We start from the raw sequence: 16,229 nt of genomic DNA, 5'->3' as shown, positions 1-16,229 counted from the left end.
CCCAAGCGCCTCCAGCCATGTTACGCGGCGCGCGGAGTTTCCGGCCCGGGGATACGCCCCGCGGCCCATCAATCAGGAGAATGCCAAATGGCTCTGGAACGCACTTTCTCGATCATCAAGCCCGATGCAACCCGCCGCAACCTGACCGGCAAGATCAATGCCAAGTTTGAAGAAGCCGGCCTGCGCATCGTGGCGCAGAAGCGCATCCACATGACCAAGGAACAGGCTGGCAAGTTCTACGAAGTGCACGCCGAGCGTCCGTTCTACGATGAACTGTGCGAGTTCATGTCCTCCGCGCCGGTGGTTGTGCAGGTGCTGGAAGGCGAAAACGCCATTGCCAAAAACCGCGAAGTGATGGGTGCCACCAACCCGGCAGACGCAGCAGCTGGCACCATCCGCGCCGAATTCGCTGAATCGGTTGGCGAAAACTCCGTGCACGGTTCCGACGCTCCGGAAACCGCCGCCGTGGAAATCGCTTACTTCTTCTCCGGCATCGAGCTGGTCGGCTGATCTATCGGATCACCGTCTGACACCGGAAGGGGCTGCAGCTTCAGGCTTGCAGCCCCTTTTTTCATGGATCGAGGTAGCGGTTCAGCGGATGCTGCCGTATCGCGGGCTGATCCTGCGGCGGCACGGGCCTGCTCTTCACGTAAGACAGCGAGCGCCCCAGTTCCCGCGTTGCGGTCAGTTTCGAAAACGCCCGGCGCCCAAGGCGCTTGGGCAGGGGCTCACCCTTTGATGCGCGGTCCTCCAGGTGGCGGCGGAGCAGGTCAGTGTTGCGCGTGTTAGATTTCCACGCGACGTCGAACAGGTCACCCACCAGCGGCACGGAGCCGATCAAGGCATCGACGCCGGTGTTCGCCGCCATCCGGGCCAATGTGCCGGTGGAGGCGCCCATCTGGTAGCCCGAGTAGATGATGTAGCCGGCGGGCGCCAGCGCCAGAGCGTCCCCGATGCCCGGAACCAGGCCGGCAATGCTGTCCCAGCCGACCCTCAACCCGAGCCCAGGGATCCGGAACGCCCGGTCCATGCGCTGCGCCAGGCGCTCAAGCGATTGCAGCTTTTGTTCGTGGTGTTGCGGCAGATCAGGCATGGCTCGGCGTCCTTGCGATGACCCAGACCGCGTGCACGATGCCGGGGATGTAGCCCAGGAGGGTCAGCAGAATGTTCAGCCAGAAGTGCTTGCCAAGACCAACCTGGAGAAAAACGCCAAGCGGCGGCAGCAGAACTGCGAAGATGATGCGGATCAGGTCCATGCCGGAACTCCTTCTGTTGCACTCATTCCTGCATGGTTAACGGCTGAACCCGGGAAAAAGTTGCATGAAGGGTGGGAGCGGCAAGACAGGGGGCCTCTCTTGGAGGCTGGCGAGATGGGGCCGTCGCAGCTTACACGGGCTTCAGATCAGCAGGCACAGCGCGCACGCCGATGGCGTCCAGTTCCGCCAGCAGCTTCGAGCTGTGCTGCGGCCGGGCGTCGGCCTTGATCGCGTCAAAGCGCTTGCGCAGCTCCTCCTTTTCCTTGCCCTTGCAGTCGTTCCAAGGGCGTCCCTGCAGAGCCATCACCAGAACATAGTAGCCGATGAAATGCGGCCGGGTGCCGGATTGCAGCAGCCGTGCATAGGCTGCATCGGGACCGATGGCGCGCAGCTCTTCGGCAGAGGCGATTCCAGCCCGGTGGCAGGCTTCCTCGTAGGCAGGGCCAAGATTACGGATGGAGGAAATTGCTGTGTTCATGGTTTGTTTCTATCGGGTGCGGGCCGCGTTGTCACGATGGAAAGCGCGTTGTTCGTTAACCGCGCAGGATTTGTCTGACGCTGGGTCCCTTGGTGACGCGCCTGATTGACAGTCGCATTTCCCGCCGCAAGCCTTGCGGGCAGGGCAAGCGGAACCGGGGGAGAACGGCGATGAAGGAAAAGCCAGCAAGCATCTGTGAACGTGGAGGGTTTTGATCTGGCGGCCCCGCCAGCCGGATTTGCGGAGGATCCGTTTCCCTTCTACGACGCCTTGCTGCGTGACGCTCCGGTGCTGCCGCAGCCGGACGGGTCGCTTCTGATTTGCCGCCATGCCGATCTGGACCGGATTTACCGAGATACCACGCTGTTTTCTTCGGATAAGAAGAAGGTGTTTGCCCCCAAGTACGGCGCAGGCTCGCCGCTGTTTGAGCATCATACCACCTCGCTGGTGTTCTCCGATCCGCCGCTGCACACACGGGTGCGCAAGATCATGACTTCGGCCCTGACCCCGCGGGCGATTGCGAAGATGGAGCCGGGGCTGATTGCCACGGTGGATCACTTGCTGGAGGAGATGGCCGGAAGGGATCAGGCGGATCTCATTGAGGATTTTGCCGCCTCCATCCCGATCCAGATCATAGGCAACCTGCTGGATGTGCCGATGGCGGAACGCGAACCGCTCAGAGACTGGTCGCTGGCCATCCTCGGCGCGCTGGAGCCAGTGCTGAGCGCGGAGCAACTGGCGGCGAGGCACCGGGCGGTGGAGGAGTTCAAGGACTACCTCAGCGGTTTGATTGCCCGGCGCCGGGCCCGCCCTGGCGATATCGAAACCGATGTGCTGACTCGGCTGATCCGCGGCGAGGGGGCAGAGGGCACCTTGAGCGAGATCGAACTTATTCAGAATTGCATTTTCATCCTGAATGCCGGCCATGAGACCACCACCAACCTGATCGGCAACGGGCTGGCACTGCTGCATGACAATCCGGAGCAGAAGCGTCGGCTGATGGAGGCGCCGGAGCTGATCAAACCCGCGATAGAAGAGATGCTGCGGTTCCGCTCCCCTAACCAGTTGGGCAACCGGGAAACGACCGCAGAAGTTGAAATCGGCGGACACCGCGTGCCTGCGGGCACCAACCTGCATCTGGTGATCGGCGCTGCCAACCGCGACCCTGAAGTTTTTGAAAACCCTGAAACTTTCGACATTTCCCGAAGCCCGAACCGGCATCTTGCCTTTGCTGGCGGCCCGCATGTCTGCGTCGGGCTGACGCTGGCGCGCCTGGAGGGGAAGGTCGCAATCGAACGGTTCCTGCGCCGTTTCCCGGAGTATCGCCTGCTGCCTGGCCGGGAGCCCGGCGGACGTATCCGGTTCAGGGGCTACGCGGCTCTGCCGGCCAGTTTGCTCTGAATACGGTTCGGCAGGCGATGGCTTGGGTCAGAACAGCCCGGCCTCCTTGGCGGTGAGCGCTGCCTGGGTGCGGTTCTTGGCATCCAGCTTGCGGCACAGGGTGCGCACATGCAGCTTGATGGTCACTTCCTGCAGGTCCAGTTCGCGGGCGATTTCCTTGTTGGACAAGCCGCGGCATAGCCCGTTCAGCACCTCCAGCTCCCGCGGGCTGAGCTTCTGGGCCAGCGGGTGGGTGCTTGCCGCGGATTCTTCGCGCATCAGGTCGACCGGCACATAGATTTCGCCGGCGCTCATGAACCGGACCGCATTCAGCAGCGATTGCGCCCCCATCGTCTTGGGGATGAAGCCGATTGCCCCGGCGCCCAGCGCCTCTTGCGCGGTTCTTGCGGGCGCGCTTCCAGACAGAATGGCCACGCCCTTGCCGCCGTTAGCCGCCAGCGCCCTGGCCAGCCCGTCGAGCCCCATCATACCCGGCATATTGTAGTCAAGCAGCACCAGGTCGAACGGACCCTCGCCGGAGATCTGTTCGATTGCACCCGGCAGATCAGTGGCCAGCGCGACCTCGGCGCCGCCCTCTGACCGGAGGTAGGCGGAGATCGTTTCCCGAACCATGTCGTGATCGTCTGCCAGCAAAATTCGCATGAAGCCCCTGGACCTGTTCTGCAACCCACGGTCCCAGTCTACAGCCGCAAGTGTTTCAAAACTGTCAACCTTGGAACGCGGGGCGTCTGAAATGAAGACTGTGCTGCAGCTCCTGTGAACTTGGCGGAATATTATTGATATTAGGCCAGCCGGGCGGTGACCGGTAAGCCAACATTAGGGTGCTGGCGCTACGCTTGAGGCTGGGCACCCTTTAAGGAAGGTCAGGATCCTATCCTCCGGTGCCGGTTTCGGGGCCGCGCCAATGTGGCATGCTTCCGGCAGATCTGTTGAGGCAAGAGGAGAGCTGCAGATGAGAGAGATGATATCGCGGGCAGGTGCGCTTGCTGCCATGCTGGTTTTGGCTTTTGCGGCTGCGGTTTCCGCAGGTGATGATCCGCAGGTGCTGCTGTCAGTACGCATGGACGGCCAGTCAGACTATGCGGCGCAATACACAATCGAGGACCTGCGCGAGCTGGAGCCCGTCACCTTTGAGACGGAGACCATCTGGACCACCGGCCCGCAGCAGTTCACCGGCGTTCCGCTGGCGGTTCTGATGGAGCGGATGGGGGTCAGCGGCGGCCAGATGGTGGCGCATGCGGTGAACGATTATTCGGTGGAAATTCCGGTGTCGGACGCGGTTGAAGGCGGGCCTATTGTTGCTTTTGAGCGCAATGGCGCGGAAATGTCGCTGCGCAGCAAAGGGCCGCTTTGGGTGGTGTACCCCTATGACAGTAACCCGGATTACCGGACCGAGGAAGTTTATTCGCGCAGTATCTGGCAACTGGACCGTATCGTAATCCGGCAATGACCGGCAGGCAGGGGGCAGGCTGCTGATGCTGCACGGGTTTCCATCGGTGCCGCGCTGGGTGCTGGCTCTGGTGCTGGCGATTGCCGCAGCGCTGGCGGCGCAATCGGTGCGGCTGGGCCATCAGGTGCTGCAGGAACTGGACGGCCTGTCGACTGCGGCCACCGACAACATGCAGTGGAACCTGTCGCAGGCCGAGGTAGAGCATCTCAAGCTGCAGACTGCGGTACTGACCGCCAGCGCACCCGAGGATTTGCCCCGGCTACGGCGCCAGTTCGATATATACTACAGCCGGATCTCCACCTTTCGCGAAAGCCCGTTGTTCGAAGATCTTCGCCGCAGCCCCGCTGGGACAGGCCTGCTGCAGCAGATGCAGGACCGGCTGGACAGGATGGCGTCGGTGGTGGACAGCGGCGATCAGGCGCTTTTACGCGGTCTGCCGGACCTTGCGGAGGAACTGGAGGATAATAGCGCTAACGTGCGCGAACTGGCTCTGTTCGGCGTTGTCCTGCAGGTCGACGATTCCAAGGACAAACGGCTGAAACTCTTCACCATTCTGTCCCGCTTGGGCTGGGTTGTGCTGGCCCTGGTGCTGGCGTTGGCGCTGGCGGCGCTGCTTCTTGGGCGGCTGTACCGCAAGGGCCGTCAAATGGCGATCGAACGCAGCCGCGCCGCAGCGCGGATGGAGGCAATGATTGCCTCGTCGCTTGACGCCATCCTGGTTGTTGGCGCCGACGGGCGGATCCAGGCTTTCAACGGTGCCGCGGAGTCGGTGTTCGGCTACAGCGGGGAGGAGGCTGTCGGCCAGCCGATGGTCAACCTGATCGTGCCGGATCATCTGCAGGAGGCGCATGAGGCCGGTATGAAGCGTTTCCTTCAAACCGGCAAAACGCAGGTTGTTGGAAAAGGCCGGCTCCAGCTGGAAGCGCGCCGCAAGTCCGGCGAACTATTCCCGGTGGAGCTTTCGGTCTCGGTCAGCCAATCGGGCACCGACATGGTGTTTGTCAGTTTCCTGCGGGATATCTCTGAGCGGATTGCGGTGGAGGAAGAGTTGCGGCGCGCCCGCGACGACGCATTGGCAGGCGAACGGGCCAAGCACAACTTGCTGACAGTGATGAGCCACGAGATGCGGACACCGCTGACAGGGGTGCTGGGGGCCCTCGATCTGATCGAGGGGACCGGCCCGACGCAAGAGCAGCGCCGCTATCTCCAGGCCATGCGGGTCTCGGGTGAACTGCTGCTGCATCATGTCAACGACGTGTTGGAATTGTCGCGGCTGGAATCCGGCGCCGACTCGGAAAAGCTGCAGATCTTTGATCTGGAAGAATTGGCCGGCGGTTTGGTGGAAAGCCAGCAAGCCAGCGCCAAGGGGCGGGGAATCGACTTGTCTCTGCATTGCAGCTTGGGCGGCAAACCGGTGGTCGCCGGCCGCCCCCGCGCCGTGCAGCAAGTGCTTCTGAACCTGATCGGCAACGCCTTGAAATTCACCAGCGAAGGCGCGGTCAGCGTCGATGTGATGCGCCTGCCGGACGGTGAAACGGTGGAACTCAGTGTGGCGGACACCGGCCAGGGCATCGCAGCGGAGGATCTTGACCGGATCTTCGAGGATTTCATCACGCTGGATGCCAGCTATGGCCGGGGCAGCGAGGGCACCGGGCTGGGGCTGTCGATCACCAAGCGCCTGGTGGAGGCGATGGGAGGAACTGTCACCTGCGAAAGCGAGCCGGGAGAGGGCAGCCTGTTCACGATTTCCCTTGCCCTGCCAGCGGCCAAAGCGCTGCCGCGCCAGACCGATCAGGACAAGCCGCAGCATAAAGGCGGTCGCCGGCTGCTGGTCGCGGAAGACAATGACATCAATCGCGAGCTGCTGGCCATCATGCTCGGCCAGGAAGGGCACCAAGTCACCGCAGTGCCGGGCGGTGCCGAGGCGGTGCAAGCCGCCAGTGAAGGCAGGTTCGACCTGGTTCTGATGGACATCAGCATGCCCGAGGTCGACGGGATAGAGGCGCTGCGCCGCATCCGTGCCGGGCAGCTGGCCGAAGGCACAGACATCGTGGCGCTGACCGCCCATGCAGCAGCAGAGGATCACACCCGCATTCTGGAGGCCGGCTTTGCCGAGGTGCTGACCAAGCCGGTCAACAAGGCGGAGCTTGCCGGTGTGATTGCCCGCCGGGCTGGGGGCGGGGTCAAGGCGCTCCCCAGAACCGAGTCTGACATTCACCAGTTCTTCGAGGCTTTGGGGCAGGACCGCGCACGCAGTTTCCTGGTGTCCTTCTGTGAGGAGGTGAATCAGTTTCAGGATATGCTCCAGGGGTCTGCGGAGCTGGAGGATCTCCAGCGCAAGGAAGCACACCGGCTGGCAGGTTCAGCCGCGGTCCTGGGGCTGTCGGATCTGCGCTCGGCAATGCTGGCCATTGAGAAAACCGAACTGGGAGAAAACCTTCCGCTGGCTCCATTCCAGCAGGCCTGGGCCAGTGCCGCAATGATCCTGGTGCCGCATCTGCATTCCTGAAACTGGGCCAACCGCTCTGCTGTGGTGTCGCGGGACAGCACCAGAAACCTATACGGCGCAGCTGCGCCAACAGCAGCAGAGCCTGCGCGTCCTGTGGCTGCGTCAAAGCGAGGGCCAGAGCTATCTGACCTTCCGCCGCAGTGTCGTGCCCATCATGGGCTGGGACGGATGCATCAGCGTCAAGTGGGCTGGCATGTGGGTGTGCATCGAAGCCGATGGGCACCGGCATACGTGAGACAAGGTGGCTGGCTTGACCGGGGCCAGCCGCAAGGCCACATTACAGGAGAACCATACGAGTGAGTGATGTGACCGACATAGACCTTGAGCGAGTGCTCACCCAGATCGAGCGAGACAGGGCCGAGACCCACAAGCTCGTGGCTGAGGCTGGGAAGCTCAGGCTTGAGACATGGCTTTACCCGCTGACGGTGGGCGCTGTCCTCATGGGCGCAGCAACCGCTGTTGCGACCGCCGTTGCAAAGCTACTGATCTAGGCCAGAGCACAGCACAGACGACACCAAGGCTCGCCATTCGGCGGGTCTTTTCTTTTGCGAGAGAAGGACGAGAACATGAGCATGACACTGATGCGCCAACTGCCTGCCGGGCAGGGCTTGGCACTGAGCAATCGCTACAAGATGCGCAGGTTTAAGAACGACGAAGACGCCTACGAGTTCTTGGCCAAGGGAGACATCCACTCGGACAAAACATCGAACGACGTGGCCAATGCGATGGCGGACAAGCGCCGGATCGACATGCTTAAGCGGAAGGATGAGGGCGATGAACGTGGTGAGGGTTGAGATTTGGTGGGCAGGAAATGGTCAAGAACTTGCCCACCAAAATCATCTAGGATGTAACAAACCCCGATTTGTTGAAGCACTTCAAGGGTTTGTTGGCTCCGGCGGTAGGGATCGAACCTACGACCAATTGATTAACAGTCAACTGCTCTACCGCTGAGCTACGCCGGAATGTGAGGCGTCGTATAAGAGTTCCAACCTGTGGCGTCCAGAGGAAAATCGGCATTTCGGCAGATTTTTTTGCCCCCGGTTTCCAATCGGTTGAGCCTGGCGTCGGAGGGCGGGAAACCGGTTGCGGCGGCACTGCGCACTTGGCAGTGGAGGTGCCGGATTTTGCGGTGAAACAGTGCGGAAAGGCCGCTGGGATGGGGCTGGAAATACACGTGCGGCACGCTGCGCGTGGTCGGGCCTAACAGCCTGTTATCACGTGATTATGTGAATGGCTCCGGCGGTAGGGATCGAACCTACGACCAATTGATTAACAGTCAACTGCTCTACCGCTGAGCTACGCCGGAACGGTTCGTGCCGTATAGCGCCCCCCGTATTGGGCGTCCAGAGGGCGCAGGGCATTTTTTGAAAAAAAATCAGCCGCCGCGCCGTTCGAATACTGCAGCCGCGGACAGGGGGCCTTGCGGCGCCGCCAGGCCGCGGCCGCTGAGGTCCACGAGATGGGCAAACACGTTGCGCTCGGCCGCCTTCAGCAGGGCGGGCGGTGTCTCGGTATAGATCTGCTCCGCCAGCGTGCGGGCAGTGGCAGGGGTCTCGGCGAGCGCTTGCAGAATCGCGGCCTCGCGCGATTCCCGGTGCGCGATCAACCAGTCGAGCCGCCCGGCAGGGTCCGTAACCGGCGCGCCGTGGCCGGGGTGAAACACCCGCCAGCGGCGCTGGCGCAGGCGGCGGCAGGAGGCCATGAAATCGGTGAGGTCGCCATCCGGCGGCGACACCAGCGAACTGGCCCAGCCCATCACGTGATCGGCGGTAAAGCAGGCGTCCTCCCATGCCAGCGCGATGTGGTTGCCGAGGTGACCGGGCGTGTGAATCACTTCCAGCTCCCAGCCGTCGCCGGTGATGACCTCACCGTCGCCAACGGTGATATCCGGCGCAAACCCTGTGTCGATGCCTTCGCCGCCGCCGGCCAGCCCGCTGCCTGCCAGCCGGGACATCACCTCGCTGCGTCCCGCGTCCGCGCCCCCAAAGGCAAAAACCGGCGCGCTGGTGGCTTGGCTCAGGCCGCGCGCAAGGGGGGAGTGATCCAGATGGCAGTGGGTCACGATGATATGGGTGATCTGCTGGCCTGGCCGGACCGCGGCGAGAATCGCCTCCAGATGCGGCGCGGAGTCGGGGCCCGGGTCGATCACCGCCAGGCTGCCGGTTCCGATCAGATAGGTGTTGGTGCCGCGGTAGGTCATCGGAGAGGGGTTCGGCGCCAGAATGCGGCGCAGGCCCGGCTCCAGCTCAACGGCGAGGCCAGGCTGCGGGTTGAAATCATCTTGTGCCTGCATGGTCTTGCCCCGCTGCTGTTTTCCTGCACTGATGCGCCGGTGGATCGTCTTTCCTCTTTTCCTGGCGCCCTATAGGCTTAGCCCATGTCCTTCAATTGGCTCAAACAATATATGCCGCGCAGCCTATATGCCCGGGCGGCCCTGATCCTGGTGGTGCCGATCGTGGCGCTGCAGATCGTGGTCTCCGTGGTGTTCATCAAGCGCGATCTGGAAGATGTGACGGTGCAGATGACCGCCACCATACAGCGCGAGTTTGAACTTTTGCGCCAGGTGGCGGATTCGGCGCCGGATCAGGAGACGGCGTTGACGCAAATGGCGCCGCTGCTGCAGCCGCTGAAAATGGAAGCCCGGTACCTGGCGCCCGGTGCGCCGCTGCCTGAGGACCAGTTCAGCCTGATCGAATTCTCCGGCCGGGTGGTCCGTGACGAGCTGGAGAAGACTTTGCCAGGGTTCCTGGCCGCACGCTTTCCGGCTGATCGTAAGGTGCTGGTCTACTTCAACACCGCGCACGGGCTGGTGGAGCTGAGCTTTGACCGCCGCCGCCTGACCGCGGCAGCGCCCCATCAGTTGATCGTCACCATGATGCTGTTCGGCTTCCTCATGATGCTGATCTCTTTTCTTTATATGCGCAACCAGCTGCGCCCGATCAAGCGTCTGGCAAATGCCGCCGAAGCCTTTGGCCGCGGCCGGGTGGAGCCGTATTCGCCCGGCGGAGCAACCGAGGTGCGCGCTGCCGGCAGTGCGTTTTTGGATATGCGGGCGCGGATCGAACGGCAGATCGAACAGCGCACCCTGATGCTGTCGGGTGTGAGTCATGATTTGCGCACTCCACTGACCCGGATGAAGCTGGAACTGGCGATGCTGGACGAGGAGGACGCGGCGCCGATGCTGCGTGACGTGGATGAGATGCAGGCTCTGCTGGACGCTTTCCTGGATTTCTCCCGCGGGGCAGCTGTGAGCGAGCCGGAACCGGTGGATCCGCATGAGCTGGTGCGCACCATTATCAGCGACTGGCAGCGCCAGGAGAACCAGGTGTCGCTGGGCGAGATGAGCGGGGCAGGAGAGGTGATGCTGCGGCGCCAGCCGGTGCGGCGGGCGGTGGAGAACCTGATATCCAATGCCGTGCGTTACGGTACCAAGGCCCGGGTTTCGGTGGCGCTGACGGAGCGGTCACTGCGCATCCGGGTCGAGGACGACGGCCCGGGCATCCCTGCGGAACAGCGCGGCGATGCGGTCCGGCCCTTTACCCGACTGGATCCGGCGCGCAACCAGAACCGGGGTTCCGGTGTCGGCCTCGGACTGGCGATCGTAGCGGATACTGCGCGCGCGCACGGCGGGACGCTTCGGCTGGGGGAAAGCGCCGACCTTGGCGGGCTGAAGGCGGATATCGTCATCGCCCGCTGATCCTGAGGCCGCCCTGGCAGTACTCTGTCTATCCGGGTGTTGCGCGAGACCGCGGCGCACCGCACGCCGGCTTTCCCCGATGTTGTTGTTTTGCAGGTATCACTCTGGACCCGGGCCAACCTGCCCCGGAGCGAAACTTAGTTTGGAGTTCTCTCATGCCTCAGATCGACCCGTTCACCAGCCATCGCCGCGGTCTGGAAAGCCCGGCCACGCATCACCTGGCCATTACCCCGCAGGACGGGGTGGATCTGCCTGTCCGGCCACGGGTGCTGCGAGTACTTGCGTCCGGTGATCTCAGCCTGCGTGACGAGGCTGGAACGGTCATTACCTATTCTGTGACGGCCGGGGAGACATTCGTGTTTTCTGCTGTCGGTGTGGAAGCCTCAAACACCACCGCAACCGTTGCAGGATGGTACTGAGAGTGAGCCTGGTCCGGTAGCACGCTGGCGCTGGCTCCTCTTTGCCAAGGCGTTTTACCGCTGGACCGGACACGCCGGCGCCGCGGCGTTGTTCTCCCGCATACTTTGTTGTGGCAGCTGATGTGGTAGGCCCGGCAGGATTCAAGTTAGTAGTATGGCCGGGGTTACCAGAGATATTTCAGTCACGTTGCTCGTTAGCATGAAAATTACAAGTTTTATAATGGCTTAGTTGGGGCGTGGGTCGATTTAGTTCTTGCTTTCACTTGATCAAAACTGTTGATGAAAAGTGGTGTTTGGTAGTACAGGTTACTTATTACTAGTAACGAGTAGCTATATGCGGCGCACCACCGGGCATCACTACACTATCGTTCAGATCGGTTTCGACGCACGGCAGCCTGGTGTGCCGGTTATTGTCACGGACGAAGACGGTGGGCGCATTCTGTTTGAAGCGTTCTATTTCATCACTAGAGTTCCACATCGAGATAAATCTAGAACCTGGCAAGGGGAAGCTGTCCGTGCAATAGCAAGGTTTTATGATTTCTATCGGGTGGTTGTTCCTGATTGTGTCATTGCATCCGAACAAATGGCGGGAACTTTAATTGCGAAGTTTGTCGAAAGCCAAAAGTATGGGTCAAGTTGGGTGCCAGAGCTGGACAATTCTAATCTGTATTGGAAGGCACTCTCTCCGGCCGATTTGGGAAAGACAAAGCAGTACCTAAGTAAATTCTTGGAGACTATTGCTGAGGTTAAAGACAACGCACTCTCGAACGCAGGATTTAAGAGCTTCGCTTTGTCGACATACAGGGCTGTGAGCGCCCGCAGGAGGGAGGGCGACAATAGATCTCTTTTGTATCACATTTCTGAAACTGCGCAAGAAGATCGAAAGGGTCGGTACCCATTTCCTGATAGGGCGGCTTACAAATCTGCCACGGTAAGAGCAAGACACTTTCCGTTTGACGCAGTCGGCGAATTGATAGTCGAAGGTTGTCGTCGTAAACGCAGGAGGTCTGAGTATACTGGGCTGGCAAGTGAATACAACCTCAATCTGTTAATGGCGGTTCTCTTGTGTGCTGGTGCAGGGCTCCGTTCCAGCGAAATATTCCATATGTTTGTGCGCGATGTGACTCGAAAACACGTCCGTTTGTTGCACCCAGAGCATGGGAGGGTGAAACACCAAGGTTCATTTGTTTCACGACAACAATTTCTACGTGAGGTCTATTACCGATTACCACGGACTCGGTTATCTGGAGCTCAGTTTGCTGGGTTCAAATCGATGGCGATGACGGAAAAAGACAGTGATCAAGAAGGACCATACTCTGTCGCACATTTCTTGCCGGAATCCATACATGGAATTCCGTTTCAAGAGTGGTTCTACTCTGCACACCGGGAATACATTCTGAATATCTTACCTGAAGGGGCCAATCACCCATACTTGTTTGTTAATTCCTCCAACTCCGATGGTTTTGGTGATCCATGGACCAAAACCGCAATGCGTGACGCTTTCAACGTCGCGGTCAGAAAAATTGGGCTTAACCCCGACAGATCTAAAGGCGTGCATCCGCACGGTCTCAGGCACTTCTATGGCCAATCGCTGAAATCCCTAAATGTCAGCCCTTTGGTTATCCAGACCTGCATGCACCACAAAACCTTGGAGGCCCAGTTAGCTTACACCTCGGCGACCGAGGTTGAAGTCAACCGAGAGTTAACGGCATTGGAAGCTACGTTGAAGCGTGGAGAAACTTACATGCCTCAAGGGGAACCAATCGATCTTCTCGTTTTCAAATACAAGAGCGACCCCGCAGGATTATTCACTACAGCAAAAATTGGGGCAAGCAGTGACAAGCTCAGATGATCCGATCCGTACCGACTATGTGACTACTTCCGCTAATAGATACCCTAACGGCCTTTTTATCAACCTGGACCCAATTCGCCTTGCTTTGATTGAGCACTCGGTGGGCAAATGGAAGAGTATCGCCTTAGCGATTGATGAAGAGGTTCAGTCCTGGATTCGGCATTCTCCAAAAAACAGGCGTTTCCACATCACTGTAAAACGACTGAATGAAGGCTTGAACGGAGCTGAAACACTTGATGACGTAGCGCGGGCATTCGATGAGTACTTGAAAACATTCATTCCGGGGGTGTGGCATAGGCAGCACTTAGATGGGCAGAATGTTGTTCTGAATATTCTGACGGAGCAGCGAGTCGCGTTATTTCCCTGGGTGATGGAACACAAATCTCACTGGTTGAACGAGAAAACAAAGGTAAAAAAGGCTGGATCGGATTTCTCGAGCAGAATTGTATTGGAGATTCATCCAAATTCCGAGGGTCAAAGGCAATTGATTTCTGCGGCTGAAAGTCGATACTATTTCACTCACGCCAGACTTCTTCGCTCAACGAATTGCCGTCACTATTCCGAAGTATCTCTCAAGTTCTGTCGCGATTTTGTAGAGTTAGCCTATGCAAACGCTTTGGGTAAAACCGAGAAGACCCGAGAGAACTTTAGAATAGCCACCTCAAAAATGTTGAAAGACCTCGCCGGTCCTCCAAGTGATTTTTCAAAAGACTGGCGAGCACACATTACACCCGGACAACGACGTGATGCATGCAGCGAAGCAAATTCGTGGTGGGTTCTAGATCCTGAGATTGGTCACCCTTCGTTTGAAAGATGGCAGCATATCTTTTCGGCGTATCTGGAGAATCAAGAACGGACAAATACAACTCGAGTTCACAAGGCCAAATACCTAAGAGAAGGGCTACTGAAATGGCTGCGAACTTATGGAGATATTTTGTCAAGCCCAGAAGATTTGACTGCAGCTGACTTTGTTCAAACGGGAGGAAGCAACAATTTGGCCGGCGGCCTGACCTTCGAGGAGTTCATTCTCAATCAAAATGAGGAGTTGATGAGAAAGGGGGGAGGTGGACCGGAAGCGTTGGCAAGAATCGCTGCGACTCCTGGGCAGATGTTCGACTATATCATAAAAAACCGACCCCATCTGTATGGGCATTCGAGAAATCACGTTCCAAGTAGGCTCGGGCAATACCCGACCGGTGTGACGTCCATTGGTGAAAGGCCATCGAAGACGCAGAAGTCGATCTTGCCGGTAACTATCGTGGAAATGGCGCTGAAAATCTTGTCAGAAAATGACGCCGCTTGGCCCAGGAAACAACGAATGTGCCGCGCGGAAGTTTATGATCCAGAAGAACAATGTTGGATGGAAAAGTACTTCCCTGGTCCAGCGGTTCTTCTCGAGACTCTTTTCTCTCTTCCTTTGCGCGGTCTTCAAGCTCGCTACTTAGATAGCGGTGAGTTTGATGAATTCTTGGTAGATGCGTCGGGAAATCAGACTTTCAACACCAATGCCAAAGCTATGAAAGGCCGCCAAAGTGGGTTTTGTCAGATTATGTCAACCGCGCTCGGCGAGCAAGCATTCCCAGGTTTTCGGATTAATACCAACAAATCTAGCGTGAAGAAGGCTCCAGGCGTTGAAGACTCTTATGATATCCCGTGGCACAAGAAAGATCTTCTTGGAAAATTGTGCGATCTTCGAGATTGGCAAACCAAGTTTAATCCTGCGGATAAATTGTTGAAGCGCTGCCAACTGCCTTGCGACAACACACCTGACAGCGAACTGGCTACAGAGTTTGTTTTCCTTTTTCGCGATGCCGGAAGACAGAGGACAATAAATAAATTTGCCGATATCAGGACTTTGGCGCCGTTGAGATCAAGTAAAATTGTGAGCCTATTTCTTTTGCTTCTTCGGGAAATACAAGACAGAATCTTGTCGGAGGAGCAGCGTGAAATTCAGTTGGTGGAGGTAGACGAGAAAGGTAAAATATCATCCAACTTCACCATTCACGCACTTAGAGCTTCGCTAATTACACACTTTATTGAAGCGGGTCTGCCAGTTCACATCGTGTCGGAGTTCGTCGCAGGACACGCGAACCTTATTATGACGTTGTATTACAATAAAACAAACCCAGCGACTATCAGTGACCTTTTGAATGATGCAGCAGCAAAATTGGAAAGGTTGGAAACGGACGAATATCTAACGCTTCTGTATGAGCAGTCTGATGACAGCTTCAGGGATGCCTTTGTGTTTCCATCTGACCACAATAATGCGTTCCGAGAATTGGAGCCAGGTCTGTGGCATACGCGGATTGACGGCATTTGCCCTGTCGCGTGTACTCGTTGCCACGAAGGAATGGTGGTTCAGCAAGAGGACAAGAAATGGACGAAAAAAGCAGAATACACTGCAATCACTCGAAACGAATTCTCCTGCGGAAGATGTAGGTTCAACTTGACCGGGCCGATGTTCCTTTCTGGACAGGTAATCGTCCATACGAATTTGGTCTACACGTTGCGGGAAAAGGCTCGGGCTCGTTCCGAATTGATTAAACGGCACGCCAATTTGTTGGCATCTGGTAGCAAGTTTAAAACGGCGCAAAGCCAGAAAAATATCAATAAGTTAAGTGATGAGATCGACGAGCTCATGGTTGATCTCAGCTTCCGCACTCAACGGATTAACCAATCCATCGTGCTATTGCAAAAAGCGAAGAGTGGAGGAAAAGGCAATGCGTTGATCACTGGGTTGGAGGAAGCCGACCTAGATGCAGTTCTGGTAGAGACGTCCGAGGAGGCGTTGACAGCTATGGTATCCGAAGCACAGTTTCTTCACCCCGAAGTCGGCCAAGGTTCCGCCCCGTCGCGCCATCGCTTACTTATCCAAAAACTACTTTCAGAAAATGGTTTCGACGATCTCCTGATCCGACTACCGGAAGATATACAGCATGAGGCATCGGTAAAACTCACACAATTCCTGCGCCGAAACGTTGGTGAGAAAGGTGTGAATGATCTCTTCTCCGGAATAACAAGTTTGGCCGAGTTCGGCTTGATCAATGACTTTGAGAAGGAGGTTCAAAATTTTAGGGAGATTAAAGTTGGCGATGGCATCCTAGCAATGAGCGACGGGTCAACTATCAGTGATGGTGTCTTGGAGGGTTTAGAAAGTGAATAGGAGT

The 16,229-nt window shown here is 58.1% G+C and carries 15 protein-coding genes and 2 tRNA genes; 10 read left to right on the top strand and 7 right to left on the bottom strand.

What is annotated here, in order from left to right:
• Positions 1-87 precede the first annotated feature (87 nt).
• Positions 88-510, top strand: a complete 423-nt coding sequence (ndk, locus tag AC4HIX_RS04160) for a nucleoside-diphosphate kinase (protein ID WP_008556653.1) — start codon at positions 88-90, stop codon at positions 508-510.
• Positions 511-571: 61 nt separating this feature from the next.
• Here the strand turns inward: ndk and AC4HIX_RS04155 are convergent, their stop codons facing one another.
• From AC4HIX_RS04155 to AC4HIX_RS04145, 3 genes are all read right to left on the bottom strand, one after another.
• Positions 572-1,093: a DUF4112 domain-containing protein gene (locus AC4HIX_RS04155; RefSeq protein ID WP_490398001.1), complete on the bottom strand. Its 522-nt coding sequence runs from the start codon at positions 1,091-1,093 to the stop codon at positions 572-574.
• Positions 1,086-1,256 carry a YqaE/Pmp3 family membrane protein gene (locus AC4HIX_RS04150; protein ID WP_008553983.1) on the bottom strand — a complete coding sequence of 57 codons (171 nt, stop codon included), beginning with the start codon at positions 1,254-1,256 and terminating at the stop codon, positions 1,086-1,088. Before AC4HIX_RS04150 ends, AC4HIX_RS04155 begins: the two co-directional genes overlap by 8 nt.
• Before the next feature lie 130 nt (positions 1,257-1,386).
• Positions 1,387-1,734 carry a TfoX/Sxy family protein gene (locus tag AC4HIX_RS04145; RefSeq protein ID WP_490398000.1) on the bottom strand — a complete coding sequence of 116 codons (348 nt, stop codon included), beginning with the start codon at positions 1,732-1,734 and terminating at the stop codon, positions 1,387-1,389.
• A gap of 195 nt (positions 1,735-1,929) precedes the next feature.
• On the opposite strand from AC4HIX_RS04145, the gene AC4HIX_RS04140 reads away from it, so the two are divergent.
• Complete coding sequence (locus AC4HIX_RS04140; protein WP_490397999.1) at positions 1,930-3,135, top strand: cytochrome P450; 1,206 nt, start codon at positions 1,930-1,932, stop codon at positions 3,133-3,135.
• Between the two features lie 27 nt (positions 3,136-3,162).
• Here the strand turns inward: AC4HIX_RS04140 and AC4HIX_RS04135 are convergent, their stop codons facing one another.
• Complete coding sequence (locus AC4HIX_RS04135) at positions 3,163-3,777, bottom strand: response regulator (RefSeq protein ID WP_475052554.1); 615 nt, start codon at positions 3,775-3,777, stop codon at positions 3,163-3,165.
• 319 nt (positions 3,778-4,096) lie between these two features.
• On the opposite strand from AC4HIX_RS04135, the gene AC4HIX_RS04130 reads away from it, so the two are divergent.
• The 4 genes from AC4HIX_RS04130 (at position 4,097) to AC4HIX_RS04115 (ending at position 7,888) form a co-directional block, all read left to right on the top strand.
• A complete protein-coding gene (locus AC4HIX_RS04130) occupies positions 4,097-4,585 on the top strand; it encodes a putative pterin-binding protein (RefSeq protein WP_490398094.1) in 489 nt (162 codons plus the stop codon).
• 25 nt (positions 4,586-4,610) lie between these two features.
• Positions 4,611-7,094: a hybrid sensor histidine kinase/response regulator gene (locus AC4HIX_RS04125; RefSeq protein WP_490397998.1), complete on the top strand. Its 2,484-nt coding sequence runs from the start codon at positions 4,611-4,613 to the stop codon at positions 7,092-7,094.
• Positions 7,095-7,390: 296 nt separating this feature from the next.
• A complete protein-coding gene (locus tag AC4HIX_RS04120; RefSeq protein WP_490397997.1) occupies positions 7,391-7,585 on the top strand; it encodes a hypothetical protein in 195 nt (64 codons plus the stop codon).
• A 75-nt stretch (positions 7,586-7,660) separates the two neighbouring features.
• The gene (locus AC4HIX_RS04115; RefSeq protein WP_490397996.1) at positions 7,661-7,888 is read left to right on the top strand and encodes a hypothetical protein; all 228 of its coding nucleotides are present in this window, start codon (positions 7,661-7,663) and stop codon (positions 7,886-7,888) included.
• 93 nt (positions 7,889-7,981) lie between these two features.
• Here the strand turns inward: AC4HIX_RS04115 and AC4HIX_RS04110 are convergent.
• From AC4HIX_RS04110 to AC4HIX_RS04100, 3 genes are all read right to left on the bottom strand, one after another.
• Positions 7,982-8,056 (bottom strand) — tRNA-Asn (locus tag AC4HIX_RS04110).
• A gap of 269 nt (positions 8,057-8,325) precedes the next feature.
• Positions 8,326-8,400 (bottom strand) — tRNA-Asn (locus AC4HIX_RS04105).
• 69 nt (positions 8,401-8,469) lie between these two features.
• Positions 8,470-9,387, bottom strand: a complete 918-nt coding sequence (locus AC4HIX_RS04100; protein ID WP_490397995.1) for an MBL fold metallo-hydrolase — start codon at positions 9,385-9,387, stop codon at positions 8,470-8,472.
• Positions 9,388-9,471: 84 nt separating this feature from the next.
• On the opposite strand from AC4HIX_RS04100, the gene AC4HIX_RS04095 reads away from it, so the two are divergent.
• The 4 genes from AC4HIX_RS04095 to AC4HIX_RS04080 all read left to right on the top strand — a co-directional run bounded on the left by AC4HIX_RS04095 (position 9,472) and on the right by AC4HIX_RS04080 (position 16,225).
• Positions 9,472-10,791, top strand: a complete 1,320-nt coding sequence (locus AC4HIX_RS04095; protein WP_490397994.1) for an ATP-binding protein — start codon at positions 9,472-9,474, stop codon at positions 10,789-10,791.
• A 155-nt stretch (positions 10,792-10,946) separates the two neighbouring features.
• Positions 10,947-11,210 (top strand): spike base protein, RCAP_Rcc01079 family, encoded by a 264-nt coding sequence (locus AC4HIX_RS04090; protein ID WP_475052547.1) that lies wholly within the window; start codon positions 10,947-10,949, stop codon positions 11,208-11,210.
• A gap of 334 nt (positions 11,211-11,544) precedes the next feature.
• Positions 11,545-13,062 (top strand): tyrosine-type recombinase/integrase, encoded by a 1,518-nt coding sequence (locus AC4HIX_RS04085; protein WP_490397993.1) that lies wholly within the window; start codon positions 11,545-11,547, stop codon positions 13,060-13,062.
• Entirely contained in the window at positions 13,046-16,225 is a 3,180-nt protein-coding gene (locus tag AC4HIX_RS04080) for a VPA1269 family protein (protein ID WP_490397992.1), read from the top strand. The genes AC4HIX_RS04085 and AC4HIX_RS04080 overlap by 17 nt, the downstream gene beginning before the upstream one ends.
• Positions 16,226-16,229 lie beyond the last annotated feature (4 nt).

Source organism: Leisingera sp. (assembly GCF_982940295.1).
The sequence above is the reverse complement of the archived record's forward strand: the minus strand, read 5'-3'. Positions and strand labels throughout refer to the sequence as shown.